The 18,190-nt window shown below is 68.1% G+C and carries 18 protein-coding genes and 2 tRNA genes; 11 read left to right on the top strand and 9 right to left on the bottom strand.

The window, feature by feature from the left end; all coding sequences use genetic code 11:
• Positions 1-32: 32 nt before the first annotated feature.
• From gyrA to MTS1_RS09560, 4 genes are all read left to right on the top strand, one after another.
• Positions 33-2,612: a DNA gyrase subunit A gene (gene gyrA, locus MTS1_RS09575; RefSeq protein WP_023953428.1), complete on the top strand. Its 2,580-nt coding sequence runs from the start codon at positions 33-35 to the stop codon at positions 2,610-2,612.
• Positions 2,609-3,013: a DUF3566 domain-containing protein gene (locus MTS1_RS09570; RefSeq protein ID WP_023953427.1), complete on the top strand. Its 405-nt coding sequence runs from the start codon at positions 2,609-2,611 to the stop codon at positions 3,011-3,013. Before gyrA ends, MTS1_RS09570 begins: the two co-directional genes overlap by 4 nt.
• 61 nt (positions 3,014-3,074) lie before the next feature.
• Positions 3,075-3,148 (top strand) — tRNA-Ile (locus MTS1_RS09565).
• A 14-nt stretch (positions 3,149-3,162) separates the two neighbouring features.
• Positions 3,163-3,235, top strand: a tRNA-Ala gene (locus MTS1_RS09560).
• Between the two features lie 64 nt (positions 3,236-3,299).
• Here MTS1_RS09560 and MTS1_RS09555 read toward each other — a convergent pair.
• Together MTS1_RS09555 and MTS1_RS09550 are read right to left on the bottom strand one after the other, a co-directional pair.
• Entirely contained in the window at positions 3,300-4,412 is a 1,113-nt protein-coding gene (locus MTS1_RS09555) for a S1 family peptidase (RefSeq protein ID WP_233494916.1), read from the bottom strand.
• 131 nt (positions 4,413-4,543) lie between these two features.
• Positions 4,544-5,179: a TetR/AcrR family transcriptional regulator gene (locus MTS1_RS09550; protein ID WP_036305429.1), complete on the bottom strand. Its 636-nt coding sequence runs from the start codon at positions 5,177-5,179 to the stop codon at positions 4,544-4,546.
• A gap of 65 nt (positions 5,180-5,244) precedes the next feature.
• Between MTS1_RS09550 and MTS1_RS09545 the strand changes: the two genes are divergently transcribed.
• Complete coding sequence (locus tag MTS1_RS09545) at positions 5,245-6,705, top strand: MFS transporter (protein WP_052007660.1); 1,461 nt, start codon at positions 5,245-5,247, stop codon at positions 6,703-6,705.
• On the opposite strand, the gene MTS1_RS09540 is transcribed toward MTS1_RS09545, so the two are convergent.
• Positions 6,683-7,168, bottom strand: a complete 486-nt coding sequence (locus MTS1_RS09540; RefSeq protein ID WP_023953421.1) for an aminoacyl-tRNA deacylase — start codon at positions 7,166-7,168, stop codon at positions 6,683-6,685. The two genes, MTS1_RS09545 and MTS1_RS09540, sit on opposite strands and share 23 nt — an antisense overlap.
• Before the next feature lie 5 nt (positions 7,169-7,173).
• Positions 7,174-7,752 carry a hypothetical protein gene (locus MTS1_RS09535; protein ID WP_023953420.1) on the bottom strand — a complete coding sequence of 193 codons (579 nt, stop codon included), beginning with the start codon at positions 7,750-7,752 and terminating at the stop codon, positions 7,174-7,176.
• A 92-nt stretch (positions 7,753-7,844) separates the two neighbouring features.
• On the opposite strand from MTS1_RS09535, the gene MTS1_RS09530 reads away from it, so the two are divergent.
• Entirely contained in the window at positions 7,845-8,402 is a 558-nt protein-coding gene (locus MTS1_RS09530) for a peptidylprolyl isomerase (protein WP_036304728.1), read from the top strand.
• Between the two features lie 8 nt (positions 8,403-8,410).
• Entirely contained in the window at positions 8,411-9,310 is a 900-nt protein-coding gene (locus MTS1_RS09525) for a rhomboid family intramembrane serine protease (RefSeq protein WP_023953416.1), read from the top strand.
• A gap of 76 nt (positions 9,311-9,386) precedes the next feature.
• Here the strand turns inward: MTS1_RS09525 and MTS1_RS09520 are convergent, their stop codons facing one another.
• Positions 9,387-9,626 (bottom strand): cell division protein CrgA, encoded by a 240-nt coding sequence (locus MTS1_RS09520; RefSeq protein ID WP_023953414.1) that lies wholly within the window; start codon positions 9,624-9,626, stop codon positions 9,387-9,389.
• A gap of 127 nt (positions 9,627-9,753) precedes the next feature.
• On the opposite strand from MTS1_RS09520, the gene MTS1_RS09515 reads away from it, so the two are divergent.
• From MTS1_RS09515 to MTS1_RS09500, 4 genes are all read left to right on the top strand, one after another.
• A complete protein-coding gene (locus MTS1_RS09515; RefSeq protein ID WP_023953412.1) occupies positions 9,754-10,173 on the top strand; it encodes a hypothetical protein in 420 nt (139 codons plus the stop codon).
• An 80-nt stretch (positions 10,174-10,253) separates the two neighbouring features.
• The gene (locus MTS1_RS09510) at positions 10,254-10,961 is read left to right on the top strand and encodes a class E sortase (RefSeq protein ID WP_309666709.1); all 708 of its coding nucleotides are present in this window, start codon (positions 10,254-10,256) and stop codon (positions 10,959-10,961) included.
• On the top strand, positions 10,961-11,119 hold the full coding sequence (locus MTS1_RS16705; protein ID WP_023953408.1) for a hypothetical protein: 159 nt from the start codon (positions 10,961-10,963) through the stop codon (positions 11,117-11,119). The genes MTS1_RS09510 and MTS1_RS16705 overlap by 1 nt, the downstream gene beginning before the upstream one ends.
• Positions 11,116-11,757 carry an aminodeoxychorismate/anthranilate synthase component II gene (locus MTS1_RS09500; protein ID WP_023953406.1) on the top strand — a complete coding sequence of 214 codons (642 nt, stop codon included), beginning with the start codon at positions 11,116-11,118 and terminating at the stop codon, positions 11,755-11,757. The genes MTS1_RS16705 and MTS1_RS09500 overlap by 4 nt, the downstream gene beginning before the upstream one ends.
• A gap of 18 nt (positions 11,758-11,775) precedes the next feature.
• Here the strand turns inward: MTS1_RS09500 and pknB are convergent, their stop codons facing one another.
• From pknB to MTS1_RS09480, 4 genes are read right to left on the bottom strand one after another with little or no spacing between them, the layout of a single operon-like run.
• Positions 11,776-13,524, bottom strand: a complete 1,749-nt coding sequence (gene pknB / locus MTS1_RS09495) for a Stk1 family PASTA domain-containing Ser/Thr kinase (protein WP_181021902.1) — start codon at positions 13,522-13,524, stop codon at positions 11,776-11,778.
• Between the two features lie 12 nt (positions 13,525-13,536).
• Positions 13,537-15,375 (bottom strand): serine/threonine-protein kinase, encoded by a 1,839-nt coding sequence (locus MTS1_RS09490; RefSeq protein WP_036304726.1) that lies wholly within the window; start codon positions 15,373-15,375, stop codon positions 13,537-13,539.
• A complete protein-coding gene (locus tag MTS1_RS09485) occupies positions 15,372-16,829 on the bottom strand; it encodes a penicillin-binding protein 2 (RefSeq protein WP_023953402.1) in 1,458 nt (485 codons plus the stop codon). Before MTS1_RS09485 ends, MTS1_RS09490 begins: the two co-directional genes overlap by 4 nt.
• Entirely contained in the window at positions 16,826-18,151 is a 1,326-nt protein-coding gene (locus MTS1_RS09480; protein WP_081731842.1) for an FtsW/RodA/SpoVE family cell cycle protein, read from the bottom strand. Before MTS1_RS09480 ends, MTS1_RS09485 begins: the two co-directional genes overlap by 4 nt.
• Positions 18,152-18,190: the final 39 nt, after the last annotated feature.

Here is an 18,190-nt window from a genome sequence, read left to right as displayed (position 1 = left end):
CGAGCCGAGCGACATCGAGAAACTGAGAACGTATGTCTGACGAAGAACGTCCCGACCTCACTCCTGCCCACAACCACGGCAACATCGACCAGGTCGACCTCCAGGTCGAGATGCAGCGGAGCTACCTCGACTACGCGATGAGCGTCATCGTGGGACGAGCGCTCCCCCGCGTCGAGGACGGCCTCAAGCCCGTGCACCGACGTGTCATCTACGGCATGTACGACGGCGGATACCGCCCCGACAAGAGCTACTCGAAGTGCGCCCGCGTCGTCGGCGAGGTCATGGGTCAGTACCACCCGCACGGCGACAGCGCGATCTACGACGCGCTCGTCCGCCTCGTGCAGCCGTGGTCGCTGCGCTACCCGCTTGCAGACGGGCAGGGCAACTTCGGGTCGCCGGGCAACCAGGGCGCCGCGGCCCCCCGGTACACCGAGACCAAGATGGCGGCTCTCGCCATGGAGATGGTCCGCGACATCGACGAGGACACCGTCGACTTCGAGGACAACTACGACGGCAAGACGCAGGAGCCTGTCGTCCTGCCCTCGCGCTTCCCGAACCTGCTCGTCAACGGTTCGGTCGGTATCGCCGTCGGCATGGCCACGAACATCCCGCCCCACAACCTGCGCGAGGTCGCCGAGGGCGCGCTGTGGTCGCTCGAGAACCCGGACGCGTCGCGTGAGGAGCTCCTCGAAGCGCTGATGTCGCGGATCCACGGTCCCGACTTCCCCACCGGGGCACAGATCCTCGGCACGAAGGGGATCCGCGAGGCGTACCGGACCGGTCGAGGCTCGATCACGATGCGCGCCGTCATCGAGGTCGAAGAGATCCAGGGTCGCACGTGCCTCGTGATCACCGAGCTGCCGTACCAGGTGAACCCCGACAACGTCGCGCTGAAGATCCGCGACCTCGCGCGTGACGGGAAGATCACCGGCATCGCCGACATCCGCGACGAGACCAGCGACCGCACGGGCCAGCGTCTCGTGGTCGTGCTCAAGCGCGACGCCGTCGCGAAGGTCGTGCTGAACAACCTGTACAAGCACACGCAGCTGCAGGAGAACTTCGGCGCCAACATGCTGGCGATCGTCGACGGCGTGCCCCGCACCCTCCCGCTCGACGGCTTCATCTCGCACTGGATCACCCACCAGATCGAGGTCATCGTCCGTCGCACGCGCTACCGCCTCAACGAGGCCGAGAAGCGCATGCACATCCTGCGCGGATACCTCAAGGCGCTCGACGCACTCGACGAGGTCATCGCGCTCATCCGCCGCTCCCCCACGGTCGAGGAGGCGCGAGAGGGACTGAAGACCCTTCTCGACATCGACGACCTGCAGGCCGACGCGATCCTGTCGATGCAGCTGCGCCGCCTCGCCGCGCTCGAGCGTCAGAAGATCATCGACGAGGCGACCGAGCTCGAGCTGAAGATCGCCGACCTCAACGACATCCTCGCCACCCCCGCACGCCAGCGCTCGATCATCGGCGAGGAGCTGACCGCGATCGTCGACAAGTACGGCGACGAGCGGCGCACGCACATCCTCCACGGGTTCGACGGCGACATGTCGATGGAAGACCTCATCCCCGAAGAGGAGATGGTGGTCACGGTGACACGTGACGGCTACATCAAGCGCACGCGGAGCGACAACTACCGTTCGCAGCACCGCGGCGGCAAGGGCGTCAAGGGTGCCCAGCTGCGCGCGGATGACGTCGTCGAGCACTTCTTCGTCACGACGACGCACCACTGGCTGCTGTTCTTCACGACGAAGGGCCGCGTCTATCGCACCAAGGCGTACGAGCTTCCCGAGGCCGGTCGCGATGCGAAGGGCCAGCATGTCGCGAACCTCCTCGCCCTCCAGCCCGGTGAGGAGATCGCGCAGATCCTCGACATCCGCGACTACGCCGCTGCGCAGTACCTGGTGCTCGCGACCCGTGACGGCAAGGTCAAGAAGACCGCGCTGACCGAGTACGACACCAACCGCCAGGGCGGTGTCATCGCGATCCGCCTGCGCGGTCAGGACGACGAGACCGGCGGCGACGAGCTCGTCAGCGCTCTGCTCGTCGACGAAGGCGACGACATCCTGCTCATCACACGCAAGGGGATGTCGCTGCGCTTCGCGGCCACTGACGACGCGCTGCGTCCAATGGGCCGATCGACCGAGGGTGTGAAGGGCATCTCGTTCCGCGAGGACGACAGCCTGCTGTCGGCATCGGTCGTGCGCGACGAGGGCTACGTGTTCGTCGTCACCGACGGTGGCTATGCCAAGCGCACCTCGGTCGACCAGTACCGCACCCAGAGCCGAGGCGGCCTGGGTATCAAGGTGGCCAAGCTGAACGACGATCGAGGCGTGCTGGCGGGCGGTCTCATCGTGTCGGAGACCGACGAGGTCCTCGTGGTTCTTGCCAGCGGCAAGGTGGTACGCTCCTCCGTGGCCGAGGTCCCGGCCAAGGGTCGCGACACCATGGGCGTCGTCTTCGCCCGGTTCGGTGACGACGACCGCATCCTCGCCATCGCCCGGAACGGCGAGCGTGGACTGACCGAAGACGCGGCATCCGAGGATGCCACCGCCCCGGATGCACCCCCGTCCGCGGATACCGAAGAGAGTGGTTCTGACGCATGAGCACGGTCGCCGACAAACTCGCCAAGAAATCCACGAGCAAGACCAGCGCCAAGCAGGTCCGCCTGCGCCTCGTCTACGTCGATTTCTGGTCTGCCGTGAAGCTGTCGTTCCTGGCGGCCGTGGCCCTGGCGATCGTCACGGTCGTCGCGACCTTCCTCGTCTTCATGGTGCTCAGCACCACCGGTCTCATCGACCGGGTGGACGAGCTCTTCGTGGCGTTCTCGAACGGCGACTTCTCGATCAAGCAGTTCCTGAACCTGCCGCAGGTCATGGCGTTCGCGGCGGTCGTGGCCATCCTCAACCTCATCGTCATCACCGTGCTCGGCGCTGTCGTCGCGGGCATCTACAACGTGATGGTCAAGGTCACCGGCGGCCTGCTCGTCGGCTTCACCTCCAATTAGTAGATTCCCGGATCATCGGGTAAAGTCTTGGAGGTTGCCGGCGCGTGAAGCGCGTCGGTACGGGGCTATAGCTCAGGCGGTTAGAGCGCTTCACTGATAATGAAGAGGTCCCAGGTTCAAGTCCTGGTAGCCCCACCCCGAACCCCCTCGGGGCCTTAGCTCAGCTGGTAGAGCGCCTGCTTTGCAAGCAGGATGTCAGGAGTTCGAATCTCCTAGGCTCCACAGATAAGACGCCGGGTATCCGTTCCAACGGATACCCGGCGTCACTGTTTCGCCGGCGCGTACGTCAGCGCGTGAGCAGCCTCAGACCGTACGCCTGCAGGATCTCGTTCACCGGCTGGAAGTACGTCGTGCCGCCGGTGCTGCAGTTGCCCGATCCACCGGAGGTGACGCCCTGCGCCTGGTTCCCGGCGAGCAGCGAACCGCCGGAGTCTCCGCGCTCGGCGCAGACCGACGTGCGGATGAGGCCCGAGACGGTGCCCTCCGCGTAGCGGACGCTGCTGTTGTAGGCCTGCACCTGACCGCAGTGCCAGCCGGTCGTGGATCCGGAGCGGCATACGGTCGCGCCGACGGCTGCGGGCGTCGATCCGGCGACGGCGACGGCGCCGCCCGCGTAGTCGGAGACGGTCGCGACGGGGGTGTGCGACGGCGTCGCGACCCAGGCGTAGTCATCGCCCGGGAAGCTCGAGCCGCGGAAAGTCCCGTAGTTCGTCGACGCCCCCGCCCGGCCGCAATGGCCGGCGGTCACGAACCCGCCCTCGACGGCGAAGCCGACCGAGCAGCGCGAGGTGCCGTTGATCGTGTAGGCGATCCCGCCCTGGATGGTCGCGAACGTCTCGGGCGCCTCGGCCGTGGTCTCCACGCGCACCGCGTCCGCGGGGGCTCCGATCTGCGCCGCGACCTCGGATGCCGCCGCATCCCCGAGAGTCTCGACGACCACCTGATTGGTGGTCACGTCGATCCACCACGACGTCACGTCGCCGACGGGTCCGCCTTCTGACAGGCGGGCGGAGATCGCTTCGAGATCGTCGATCGAGTATGTGACCTCGACGGGGACGGCGCCCGCATTCTCGGCTGCCTGCCGCGCGTCAGCGGTCGTCACCGCCGTATAGACGGTGCGGGTCGACTCGTCGAGCCACGAGCCCGCATACGCGGCCCCCGTCTCATCGGCGAGTGTGGCGGTCGTTGCGTTCGCGGTGTCCTGAAACGCGAGGACGTCGAGGGCGCCAGCGGTGTCCGTGCCGAGTTCTTCTGCCATCGCGGAGAGCAGGCCAGGATCGACGCCGCCAGAACCATCGTCGGGCCCGGGTGTCTGAGCCGACGCCGGAGCCGTCATGATGCTCGTGAATGCCAGGCTCAGGGCGGCGATCCCCAGAGCCGAACGGGTCGTTGATTTCACGGGATGTCCTTCCATCGGGGGGAATGAATGGTGGGTACCCACTGGCATCAAAGCATCCTGAGAGCGTTTTGCGAAGGGCCCGCTCGGAAACTTGGACGGAATGTAACAACCCGCGCAACAATCGCGGAAAGTCAGGAGTGCGCGTGGTTCTCCGCGCCCGTGCTGATGGCGATCCCGTCCATGACCACGGCCACCACCTCTTCGGCCAGCGTCGGCGTCACCGGCAGGTGCCCGAACAGCATCCGGTAGTAGACGGGCGCGGCGAGCATGTCGAGGATCAGCGGGATGTCGACATCGGGGCGGATGTCGCCGCGCTCGATGCCTCGTCGCAGCGCCGCTTCGCTGGAGGCGCGGCGGGGATGGAACAGTCGGTCGAAGAACTGCGTCTCGAGCTCCGGGTCGTGCGCGAGGTCCGCTACGAGCGCCGGAAGGACCGAGCGACCCATCTCCGCGTCGAAGGACGGGCTGAGAGAGCCGATTCCCTCGATGAGGTCGCACCGGGTGCATCCCGTGTCGGGTGTCGGTGCCGCGCCCAACCGGTCCAAGAGCGCGCTGACGATGAGGTGCTGTCGCGATCGCCACCGGCGGCGAAGCGCCGGGGTGTTCGTTCCCGCCCGCGCGGCGACGTCTTCGAGCGTCAGGCCGCTGTAACCGCGCTCGGCGAGAACCTCGAGCGTCGCACGCCGGATCGCCTCGTCGATGCGCGGATCTCGAGGCCGGCCGCGGCTGGGGCGGGCGTCGCGAGCATCGGAAGCGGAGGGTGCCACGGTCACACGATAGTCGTTTATATTGTGTTCTAACATCAAACGTAAATCAGTGGAGGGTTTCAGAGATGCCGGAACATCGGGGGAGCGCGTCGTCGCCGTCGTCCACTGCGCGGAGCGGGGTCTTCGATGCCCGCCACCGCGGGCTCACCGCGGGCATCCTGCTCTCCGTGGGAATGGTCGCTTTCGAGTCGCTCGGTGTCGCGACCGTGCTGCCCGTGATCGCCCGCGACCTCGACGGGCTCGGCGCCTACGGGTGGGGGCTGTCGGCGCTGATGCTCGCGAACATCGTGGGAACCGTGACCGCGGGCTACATGGCCGATCGGCGGGGAGCGGCGCGTCCGCTGGCGCTCGGCATGCTGGTCTTCCTCGTGGGGTGCATGATCGCCGGTGTCTCGGGCTCGTGGTCGCTCTTCCTGCTCGGGCGGGTGGTCCAGGGAATCGGCGTCGGGGCGGTGATGGCTGCGAGCTACACCGCGATCGGGCGCGCATATCCGGAGTCGCTCCGAGCGCAGATGTTCGCGTTGCTGTCGTCGGCGTGGACCATTCCCTCACTCGTCGGGCCGCTCCTGGCGGGGATAGCCGCCGACCTCGTGGGCTGGCGGTGGGTGTTCGTCGCGATGGTCCCGTTGATCATCGCGGCCATGGCGCTCACGCTCCCGCGACTGCGCCGGGTGGCGGACGCCGGCCCGGCTCACGCGCAGAAGACGACCGCCCGTGGAGCGCGGTGGTGGCGTGGGCCCCTCGCCAGCTCGCTCCTGCTCACCCTCGGAACGGCGCTGCTGCTCCAGGCTCTGTTGCTCGCAGACCTCGTGCTGATGGCGGTCGGTGCGATCCTGGGGCTCGGCGTCGCGCTCGTCGCGTTCCGCCGGGTGACGCCGGAGGGAACGCTGTCCGCCCGCGCCGGTCTCGGAGCCGGCGTGATCGTTCGCCTGCTCCTCAGTGGCGCCTACTTCGGCAGCGAGGCGTTCCTCCCGCTCGCGTTCCAGGAACTGCGCGGGCAGACTCCGGCAGCGGCGGGCCTGGCGCTCTCAGCGGGCGCCCTGACCTGGGTGGCCGGTTCGCTGCTCCAGGCCCGGTGGGACCGTCGCCATCACGGGCGCCGTTCGCGCGCGGTTGCCGGGGGAGCGGCTGTTCTCCTCCTCGGCACAGTCGCTATCGCCGTCACCGCTCTGGTGGACGCGGTTCCCGGGTGGTGCGCGATCGGTGGCTGGGCCATCGGGGGACTGGGCATGGGCATCGCCTTCAATGCGTCGACCACGGACACGATGGAACAGGCCCCCGACGGACAGCAGGGCCAGGTCAGCAGTGCGCTGCAACTGGCTCAGACGCTCGCCACCGCTGTCATCGCGGGCGTGGGCGGAGCGATCGTCGCGTCAGCGGCCGGCGCGGCCGAGAGCCTTCACGCAGCGATCGCGACCGTCTTCGCCGTGACCGCCGCGCTCGCTGCACTCGCGCTCGCACTGTCGGGGCGACTGCGATCTGCGGCGGGGCGATCCGACACAGTCAGCGCGAACGCTGCTCGGTGATGTCGGCGACAGTCGCGCCGTAGGCGGCGATGAGAGCATCGGCGTCGACGAACAGGCTGTACCCGTGCGCGCCGGCACCCATCGCGATGCGTCGGCCCGCGATGGACGAATCGGCGAAGACCGGCCAGTCGTGAGTGCTGCCGATGGGCACGATCGTGCCGCGTTCGTAACCGGTGGCCGCGAGGGCGAGCTCAGGCTCGGGCAGGCGCAGCTTGTTGACTCCCACGAGCGCCCGGAGCTTCGGCCAAGAGATCACCCGGTCGCCCGGGACGAGCGCGAACAGGTAGGTGTCGTCGCTGCGCTTGACCACGAGAGTCTTCACGATGTCGTCGGGCTCGAGTCCGAGGAGCGCTGCGGCCTCATCGAGGCTGGAAGCGTCCGGACGCGGTCGCACGACGACATCGAGCCCACGCTCGGCCGCAGCGAGGCGGACCCGAGACGTGGGCTCGATGTCGTCGGTCATCCGATTCAGGCGTCGGGAGCGCGCAGCGGGTCGTCGGCAACCCACAGCTCGTCGTCGGCGCGGAGCGTCTGCCATGCGGCGTAGAGCACGCCGGCGGCGGCAGCGACACCGAGGACCAGGGCGATGACGCCACCGGCGCCACGCTTCTTCTTCGGCTCGGGCAGTGCGGCACGCGACTGGAACTTCTTCGTCGCCTTCTTGCCGTACTTGGCGGCCTTCTTCTTGACCGACGTCAGGTCGAGGTCGACGCCGCGGCCGTGGGCGAGGCGCTCACGCGTGTCGTTCGCGGCATCCCACACCGAGAGGGCGCCGCCCACGACGGCACCAGCGGCGGGGATGAGGGCGCCGTTGTACACCTTGCGGGTGGCGCGGACGCTCTTGTCGACGTACGGCGCCGCGTACTGCTCGTAGGTGTTCTGAACGGCGGGCTTGACGTGCTCGCGGTTGTAGTTGCCCAGCTGGTGGCCGGCGTCGCGTGCGACTTTGGCGGCCTCTCCCATCAGGACCTGCTGCGACTCCCACAGGGTGTTCGCCTGCTTCTGGAGCTTGCGGAGTTGCTTCTTGCGCTTGCGGCTGAGGCTCACGTGGGCCCTCCCTGCATCGTGGGACGTTTTCCCTCATCTTGCCAGAGAGCGCTCCAGCCAGCAGGGCATTGACAGGTGCGAGAATGGCACACATGCCTCAGCACACCGCAGTAGCGACGATCCACACCAACCACGGCGACATCGTCGTCAACCTTTTCGGCGACCAGGCCCCCCGTACGGTGAAGAACTTCATCGGCCTCGCCGACGGTTCGCAGGAGTGGACCGACCCCGCCACGGGCAAGCCCGGCGAGGGCGCGCTCTACACCGACGTCATCTTCCACCGCATCATCCCGAACTTCATGATCCAGGGCGGCGACCCGCTCGGCCAGGGCATCGGCGGCCCCGGCTACAACTTCGACGATGAGATCAGCCCCGAGCTGGACTTCCAGAAGCCCTACATCCTCGCCATGGCCAACGCCGGACTGCGCCGCAACGCGATCACCGGCAAGGCCGAGGGCACGAACGGCTCGCAGTTCTTCATCACCACCGACCCGACCCCCTGGCTGCAGGGCAAGCACACCATCTTCGGCGAGGTCGCGGATGACGCGTCGCGTCAGGTCGTCGACACGATCGCCTCGGTGAAGACCGGCGCGCAGGACCGTCCGGTCGACCCGGTGGTCATCTCGTCGATCGACGTCGTCACGGTCTGAGGCGGTACGTGAGCGCGTCCGAGCTGCGGAGCAACCCCGACAACTTCTGTTACCGGCATCCCGATCGACAGAGCTTCGTGCTCTGCCAGCGGTGCCTGCGCACCATCTGCGCGGAATGCCAGACGCAGATGCCCGTCGGTGTGATCTGCCCCGAATGTCTGCGTGATCAGCAGAAGAGCTCGGGCGCGCCGCGTCCCCGCCGTGCACCGCGCATCCTGCGTGCGGTGCGCTCCGACGATTCCCGGCCGTTGGTCACGTACGGGATCATCGGCGTGACGTTCTTCGCCTTCGTCGTGGGACTCATTCCCGGCGCGGGCGCGGCGGTGCAGTCGCTTCTGGCGCTGTACCCGCCGCTGCTCTACCCGCAGTTCAGCGGGACCTTCCAGCCATGGCGGCTGTTCACGGTGCTGTTCGTGCACAGCGGCTTCTGGCACGTCGGGCTCAACATGCTCGCGCTGTGGATGCTGGGGCGCAGCCTCGAACCGATGCTCGGACGCAGTCGTTTCCTGTGGCTCTACGTGCTCAGTGGCCTCGGGGGATCCGTCGCGGTCGTCCTGTTCGGCTTCACGTCCGCGGTCGTCGGAGCATCGGGCGCGATCTTCGGACTCTTCGGCGCCTTGCTCGTGATCGGCCGTCACATCGGCGCGAACATCACAGGCATCGCCGTCGTCCTCGGGATCAACCTCGTCATCACGTTCCTGCCCCTGCTCACGAGCGGGCTCGGCGGCGGGGGCGGCGTCCAGATCTCGTGGCAGGCGCATGTGGGCGGACTGGCTGCGGGCGCTCTGGTCGGACTGATCTACGCGCGCACCCGGACGATCCGGCGCCGGAAGCTCCAGATCTGGTTGCTCGGCGCCACCGCGGCGGCCTTGGTCGCCCTGCTCGCCGTGCCCCTCGCGCTGTACTGACGAAAGTTATCCACAGGTCTATCCCCAGGTGGGGATGGAATCACACCGGTGTGATTCACCCGATGTGGAGAACTGGTCAGCGCCACCGCGTGGTCATGAGGAAGCCCACGAAGGCGATTCCGAAACCGATCACCAGGTTCCAGCCGCCGATGCCGGGAACGGGGAGGGTGGAGTTGCTCAGGTAGAAGACGAGCACCCACACGAGTCCGATGAGCATCAGTCCCAGCATGATCGGCTTGAACCAGACCGGGTTAGGTGCGTCATCTGCGGGGCGTCGCTCCACGGTCGGGTCGTCGTGGTCGCTCGAAGATGCCATGGGAGAATCCTAGCCGTCGGACCTCGAAGCGCCCGGGCTCACCCGTCAGGACTCCCACAGGCCCGCCGTGAGAAAGTGGGGGAGTGCTCCGCCTCGGTGACGGCATGCCGAATCGAGAGGGGCCGATATGCCCGCATGGTGGGAACAGATCGTCCACGCAGTAACCGGTCGCGTCAGCCGGCACGATGACCTGCCGGATCTTCGGCGACTGCCGTCGCGGGCGGTGAGACTGGAACGTACCCACTATCTGGTCAACGACCGCGAGCGACAGAGCCGTCATCCGCGTGCCTATGTCCTGCGTACCGAGGTGGACGCATCCCGGGGCAGCGGCAACGTCGCCGCCTTCTCGAACGGCCGTGGCGTCGGATACCTGCCGCAGTCGATCGCGGCCGAAATGCATCCGCTGCTCGATGACCTCGGAGGAGCCGCCGTCGTGAACGGCGCAGGTGCCAGAACCGGCAGCATCCGGCTCTGGATCGACGTGCCGACGCCCGGTTCGGTCCGTGGGCTCGTCGCCACAGTGAGATCTTCCAGGGCCGAGGGATAAACTCTGCGACTGTGCAGAGCACCCGTACGCCGACCCGACGCTCACCTCGGTCGCAGGTGCGTCCGCGGCGACGCGCGAGTGTGATCAGCGTGTTCGGCGAGCTCCTCCTCACCGCCGGTGTCGTGATGCTGCTCTTCGTGAGCTGGCAGATGTGGTTCGGCGACATGATCATCGGATCGCAGAAGCAAGCCGAGGCCGCCGCGCTGGCGCAGCAGTGGCAGACGCAGGCGCAAGAGGCTCCGACGCCCACCGGAGAATCCGGGCCGGCAGACCCTGCGGCGATTCCCGTGATGGCCGAGCCCGAACAGGGCGCCGAGTTCGGCATCATGTATGTCCCGCGCTTCGGTTCCGACTGGCAGTTCACGATCGCCAACGGCACGGGCAAGAAGGCGATCCTCGACCAGGGGCGCATCGGTCACTACGAGGGATCGGCGATGCCGGGCGCCGACGGCAACATGGCGGTCGCCGCGCACCGCTGGACTTCCGGTGCGCCCTTCGACCCGGTCGACCGGCTCGTCGTCGGCGACGCGATCGTCATTCAGACCCAGGACGGCTGGTACACCTACCGCTTCCGGAACGTCGAGTACGTGCAGGACACCGCCATCGAGGTGCTCAACCCGGTTCCGCAGCAGGTGGATGTCAGCGCCAACGGCAAGTACCTCACCCTCACGAGCTGCGCGCCGAAGCTCAACATGCTCGAGCGCATCATCTCGTATGCGGTCTTCGAAGAGTTCACCCCGACCTCGGCGGGACCGCCGGCGTCGCTGACAGAGGGAGTCTCCGCCTGATGTACGGAGCGCTGTGGCGAGTTCTCCCCGGGCCGTGGTGGCTCCGGGTGGTCTTCCTGCTCATCCTCGCGGCCGCGGCCGTCTACGCACTCTTCTTCTGGGTGTTCCCCGCCGTCGCGCCGTTCTTCGCCCCCGGCGAGGAGTCGACGGTAGGGTGACCGCCGTCCTCGTGATCGACAATCACGACAGCTTCATCCACACCCTCGTCGGCTATCTGCGTGAACTCGGCGCCGAGACCGAGATGGTGGAGTCGGATGCCGTCCTCGACCCCTCACGCGTCCTGACAGGCTACGACGGCGTCCTCGTCTCGCCCGGGCCCGGGACTCCCGAGGACGCGGGTGCATCGATCGCCGTCGTACGGGCGGCCGCGGCATCCGCGGTTCCCCTGCTCGGGGTGTGTCTCGGTCATCAGGCGATCGCCGTCGCCTTCGGTGCCACCGTGGGCGAGGCGCCGGAGCTCATGCACGGGATGACCTCGGACGTGCGGCACGACGGGTCGTTCCTCTTCGACGGACTGCCCGACACCTTCACGGCGGGCAGGTACCACTCCCTCGCCGTCGACCCAGCGACGCTGCCGGCCGAGCTGCGGGTGACCGCGCTGGCCCCGGGCGGCACCGTCATGGCGATCGCCCACCGAGTCGCACCCATCGTCGGCGTCCAGTTCCACCCTGAGTCCGTGCTGACTCAGGGCGGATACCGGATGCTGGGAAACTGGCTGGGCTCGCTCGGGCTGATCACCGCGCGGGAGCGTGGCGCCCGGCTGCATCCGCATCGACGGGATGTCGGCGCTGCCTGATCGGACGAGGCGCTGCTCTCAGCTGCCGGTGCAGACCCGGAGGGTGACCGTCGATCCGATCGGCACCTCGCCCGGTGCAAGCGACTGCGACGAGACCGTGCGTCCGCCGGCATCCGCGGCACAGCCCGGATCCTCGACCACCTCGGGGATCAGCTGACGCGACTCCTGCTGGAGCTCGCGCTCGGCTGCCTCGACGGTGTACCCGGTGAGGTCGACCAGGGTCACGGTGCCGCTCGCGACCACGAGGTTCACCGACGATCCCATCGCGAGCGCTGAGCCCTCGGGAGCGGAGGCCTCGATGACCGTGCCGGCGGGCAGGGTCGGATCGTTGCGGGATCGCACGGTTCCCAGTTGCAGTCCGGCGCGCTGCAGCGCCTCGGTCGCTTCGGTGCGTGAGAGGTTCTGCAGCGTCGGGACGGTGGCCATCTCCTGGCCGGTCGAGACGTAGACGGTGACGCGCTGTCCGGGGGACAGGGTGATACCCGCGGCCGGTTCGGTGCCGATGACGTCGCCTGCCGGCACCGCGTCGTCGCTGCGGTCGGAGCGGACGGGATCGAGCTCCGCCTCTTCGATCAGGTTCTCCGCGAGGTCCCAGGACTTCCCGGAGACCTCGGGGACGGTGCGCGAGGTGCTGGGAACGGTCGTCCCGGTGTCGCGGAAGGCGAGCACCCAGATGAGCACCGCGATCAGCAGCGCCGCCAGTACTGCAACGCCGGCCCAGATCCAGCTCACGGGCGGGCCGGACTGCGTACGGCGCATGGTGTTGTCGGTGCTGAGCTGACGCAGCGACCGCGCCGTCTCGGCCGCGTGACGCGGATCCGGTCCGTACAGCTCGCTCGCAAGAGCGCCCATCTGACGCTTCGTCGGCTGCTTGCCGCCGACCGCCTGGTCGAGCGCGGCCCGGAACTCCGTGGCGTCCTGGAATCGCTGGAACGGACTCTTCGCGAGGGCACGCAGCACGACCGCATCGAGCGCCCGCGGTACCTCGTCGACGATCTCCGACGGCGGCAGCGGCGCCTCGCTGACGTGCTGGTAGGCGACCGCCACCGGCGTCTCGCCCCGGAAGGGCGCGCGGCCGGTGAGCAGCTCGTAGAGCACGACACCCGTCGAGTAGAGGTCGGCGCGCGCGTCGACGGGCTCGCCCTTGGCCTGCTCGGGGGAGAAGTAGGCGGCCGTGCCGATGATCGCGGTCGTCTCGGCAACCGTGGACGACGAGTCCGAAACTGCACGGGCGATGCCGAAGTCCATCACCTTGACGTTCCCGGCGTCGGTGATCATGACGTTCCCGGGCTTGATGTCGCGGTGCACGACCCCGGCGCGGTGCGAGTACTCGAGGGCCTCGAGGATGCCGTCGACGTAGCGCACGGCATCCTCCTCGGAGAGCGGTCCGGCTTCGACCATGTCCTTGAGCAGGCGGCCCGTCACGAGCTCCATGACGATGTACGGCACGGAGTGCTCGCTGCCGTCTGGGTCGATCTCGGTATCCTCCCCGGCGTCGAACACGCGCACGATCGACGGGTGGGCCATCCGCGATGCCGCCTGGGCCTCCAGACGGAACCGCATGCGGAAACCGGGGTCGTCCGCCAGCTCGCGCTTGAGCACCTTGATGGCCACGTCGCGCCCGAGGGTCACGTCGTATCCCCGAAACACGCTCGCCATTCCGCCGCGCCCGATGGGCTCGTCGATGCGGTAGCGTCCTGACAGCACACGTTGCTCTGCCGACACGTCACTCCCTGCGTTCGACTCGTACTCGGATGTGGGACTCATGGTCGAACCGGGTCAGTCGTCGTTTCCGCCGTTGCCGTTTCCGCCACCGTTGTTGCCGCCGTTGCCGTTCTGGCTGGGGGTCGGAGAAGGCGCCGTTTGAATCGTGGCGGCCGCCTCGGGGGAGGCGGGCGACGTGCGGTCGCCGCTCTCACCCGCACAGGTCACGGTGTAGGTGACGGAGAGCGCGCCGGAGTCTCCGACCGTGACCGGCTCGGGACGCTGGTTCAGGCTGAAGCTCGAGGTGGTCTGGCCGTTGCCGAACGTGCCGCCCGAGACCGTGAAGCGGTACTCCGAAGGCGTGAGACCTGCCGGGCAGGAGTAGCTCGACCACATCACCTGCACGGTGGAGCCGGCGGTGACGCTGGTGGCGGTCTGACCGTTGGACTGGATCGTCGGAGCGGAGGGTGCGCCGAGCGGGCTCTGCTCCGCGTACGAGGTCAGGGTCACCGAATCGGTGGCCTTGACGTTGCCGAGCGGGACGACGTCGTAGACCTGTCCGACCTGGTCCTCGCTCGGAGCGGGGTTCCCGGGTGCGCAGGTGACGTTCTCGAGGCCCGCGCGAGCGGCGACCGCGAGGGCGTCCTCGCACGAACGCCCCGTCAGCCCCAGCCCGTCGACGTTGATCGTCGTTGCCGCGCTCGGACTCGCCGGGGTCGACGGCGTGTTGGCCGGGGTCGAGGGCGCCGACTCGGTCGGCGTCGTGGGAGCGGGCTCGGGGTCGCCGTTGCCGGACAGCAGGGCGAACAGGGTGCCGCCGAGCACGATGACGAGCAGGGCGATGAGAGCGACGAGGGGCCACGTCCACCGGCTGCGCTTGCGCTTGGGGGTCTCGGTCAGGTTGTCGTCCACGGCGGCCGCTTCGGACGCGGCGCCCGCCGAACCCGCGGCCGCGAGCCCGGCACCGGCCGCGGCGGCCCCGGCCGGGAGCAGCAGCGTCGCGGTGTCGCCTCCTTCGGCGGGGAGCAGCTGCGTCACGTCGCTCGTGCCGGCACCGGCCACGATCGCCGGGACGGCGGCGTGGGCGGCCGCCAGATCGCCGCGGCGGAGAGCGGATGCCGCGCGCGCGACGGCCGACGCGGAGGCCGGACGGTCGTCGGGCTTCTTGGCGATCATCGCGAGGATGAGCCTCTGCACCGGGTCGGAGACGGTGGCGGGAAGCGGCGGGGGCTGCTCGTTGATCTGCGCCATGGCGATCGCGACCTGCGACTCGCCCGTGAACGGGCGCCTGCCCGCGACGGACTCGTACGCGACGATGCCGAGCGAGTAGATGTCGGTCGCCGGGGATGCCGGGTGCCCCGAGGCCTGCTCGGGGGAGAGGTACTGCACCGTGCCCATGACCTGACCGGTCGCAGTCAGCGGCACCTGGTCGGCGATACGCGCGATGCCGAAGTCGGTGATCTTCACGCGACCGTCGGGCGTGATGAGCAGGTTGCCCGGCTTGATATCGCGGTGCACGAGGCCCGCCGCGTGAGCGGCCTGCAGGGCCGACGCGGTCTGGGCGACGATGTCGAGCGTCTTGTCCGACGACAGCGAGCCTTCACGCTCGAGGATCGTGGACAGTGCCTCACCGGGAACGAGCTCCATCACGAGGAACGCGCTGCCGTTCTCCTCGCCGTAGTCGAAGACGCTCGCGATGCCCTCGTGGTTCACGAGTGCGGCGTGGCGGGCCTCGGCGCGGAAGCGCTCGAGGAACCCGGGGTCGCCCATGTACTCGTCTTTGAGGATCTTGATCGCGACGGTGCGGCCGATGACGTGGTCAGTGGCTTCCCACACCTCGCCCATACCGCCGATCGCGATCCGCGAATCCAGTTCGTAACGCCCGCCGAAGCTCACGCCTTGCATGGGTCTCATCTGTTCAGCACCGCCTCGATAACCTTCTTCGCAATGGGGGCTGCGATCCCGCTGCTCGTCCCGGCCTGCCCCTGGCCGCCCCCGTTCTCGACCATCACTGTGACGGCCACCTGGGGGTTGTCCGCCGGCGCGAAGCCGGTGAACCACAACGTGTACGGATCGCCTGGACCGTGCTCCGCAGTGCCCGTTTTTCCGGCGACATCGACGCCGTCTATTCTTGCACCGCTCGCCGCACCGTCACGGACATTGGCGACCATGAGCGTGCGCATCTGCTCAGCGACATCCGTGCTGAGAGCGCGTTGGAACTCGCTCGGCTCGAACTTCTCCTGCACGGTCAGATCGGGTGCGACGACGGAGTCGAGCAACTGCGGTTTCATCACCATCCCGCCGTTCGCGATGCCTGCCGAGACCTGGTTGATTTGCAGCGGTGTCGCGGTGACGTCGCCCTGCCCGAAGCCGGAGAGCGCCGTGCGGGCGTCGTTCAGTCCGCGGGGGTACTCGGATGCGGCGGCCGGGAGCGGGATCTCCATCTCGCTGTTGAAGCCGAACTTCTCGGCCTCTTCGCGGATGGCGTCGTCTCCGAGCTCGACGGCGAGCTCGGCCATCGGGATGTTGCAGCTGAGCCGCAGCGCGGTTGCGAGCGTCACGGTCTCGCCCGGACCGCACGTGCCCAGGTCGAAGTTGTGGAGCGTGTTGCTCGTTCCCGGAATGGTCCAGGTCGCGGGATTCGGGAACGTCGACTCGGGCGTGTACTTTCCCGACGACAGCGCGGCGGAGGTCACGACGAGCTTGAACGTCGACCCAGGCGGGTTGAGGTCGCCGCCGATGGCGCGATTGAACAGCGGCTTCAGCGGGTCCGCCGCGAGCTCGTCGTACGCGGCGTTGACGCCGGCCGAGTCGTGCGACGCGAGAAGGTTGGTGTCGAAGCTCGGGCTCGTCACCATCGCGAGGATGCGTCCGGTGGACGGGTCGCTCGCGATGACGGCGCCTTCGTACCCCTGCAGGGCGTCGAACGCGGCCTGCTGGAACTGGGGGTCGATCGTGAGCAGCACGTTCGACCCGCGCGCGGGTGCACCCGAGATGATCTGCTCGAGGCGGGCGAGGAACTGCGTGTCATCGGTGCCCGAGAGCGACTGGTTCATGATCTGCTCAATGCCCGACGAAGACCCCAGGACCGGGTTGATCCATCCCGTGATGGGCGCCCACATGGCGGCATCCGTGTACTGCCGCTGCCATGTGTAGAGGTCGCCGCTCGGCACGGATGCCGCCACGACCGATCCGCCCGCGATGATCGAGCCGCGCTGAACCTCGAACGAGTCGTACAGCGTTCGCCGGTTGCCCGGGTTCTCGTTCAGCGCCTGGGCCTGGATCACCTGGATCCAGCTGGTCGAGATGAACAGCGCGAGGAACATCGCCAGCATCACGAAGCTGAGTCGCCGCAGTTCCTTGGTCATCCGATCACCACCCGGGGTCGAGAGCGAACCGCATCCGAGATGCGGAGGAGGAGGGCCACGATGATCCAGTTGGCCACGAGGGACGAGCCGCCGGCAGCCAGGAACGGCGTGGTCAGGCCCGTGAGGGGGATGACGCGCGTCACACCGCCGACCATGATGAAAACCTGCAGCGCGATCGTGAACGACAGGCCGGTCGCGAGCAGCTTGCCGAAGTCGTCCTGACCGGCCAGGCCGATGCGCACGCCGCGGCTCGTGAAGACCATGTAGAGGCACAGCAGGGCGAAGAGGCCGATGAGGCCCAGCTCCTCACCGAGGCTGGGGAAGATGTAGTCGCTCTGCGAGAGTGGCGTCATCCACGGGCGGCCCTGGCCGAGTCCCGTGCCGATGAAGCCGCCCTTCGCGAGACCATAGAGGCCGTTGACGAGCTGGAAGCTGCCTCCGGCGGCGTCGATGTTCGCCGGGTCGAACGGGTTCAGCCAGTTCTGGAATCGTCCCTTGACATAGGGGAGCACCTGCGAGGCGATCGCACCGCCGGCAACCACGAGGCTCAGGCCGATCATCACCCAGCTCGTCTTGCCGGTCGCGACGTACAGCATCGCGATGAACATGCCGAAGATCAGGGTTCCGGTACCGAGGTCGCGCTGGAGCACGATGATCCCGAGCGAGATCACCCAGATGACCAGCACCGGGCCGAGCTCGCGGGCGCGTGGCCACGTGATGCCGAGGAAACGGGTGCCGACCGATGTGAGCGATTCGCGCGTGCGCACGAGGTAACCCGCGAAGAAGATCGCCAGGGCGATCTTCGCCAGCTCTCCCGGCTGGAACGAGACGATTCCGCCGATGGACACCCAGACGTCGGCGCCGGCCTCGACACCCAGGCCGGGGATGAACGGCAGGAGCAGCAGGGCGATGCCGGCGAACCCGAAGACGTAGGTGTACCGGAACAGCACCCGGTAGTTGCGCAGGGCGATGACCACGATGAGCGCTGCCACGAGGGCGATCGCGCACCAGACGATCTGACGCACGGCCAGCATGTCCCAGCCTTCGGACGTGCCCTCGAGGTCGATCCGGTAGATCATGGCGATGCCGATGCCCGACAGCAGCGTCGCGATCGGGACGACGAAGGGATCGGCGTCGCGTGCCCGCAGGCGCAGCACCACGTGGATCGCCAGCGCGAGCGCGTCGAGCACGGCGCAGTAGATCAGGAACGAGGAGTCGATCGCGTCGTTCTTGCCGAGCTGCACGAGCGCGAGCGCGGCGGCGTTGATGATGAACGCGAAGAGCAGCAAGCCGAGCTCGCGGTTGCGCTGCGTCTGCGGCATCCGCAGTTTGCGCAGCGCCTTGATGACCGAGGTGTCGGC

Origin of the sequence: Microbacterium sp. TS-1 (assembly GCF_000509385.1) — a bacterium.
Classification (GTDB): domain Bacteria; phylum Actinomycetota; class Actinomycetes; order Actinomycetales; family Microbacteriaceae; genus Microbacterium; species Microbacterium arborescens.
Note: the sequence above shows the minus strand (reverse complement) of the source record. Positions and strands in the feature narration are given on the sequence as shown.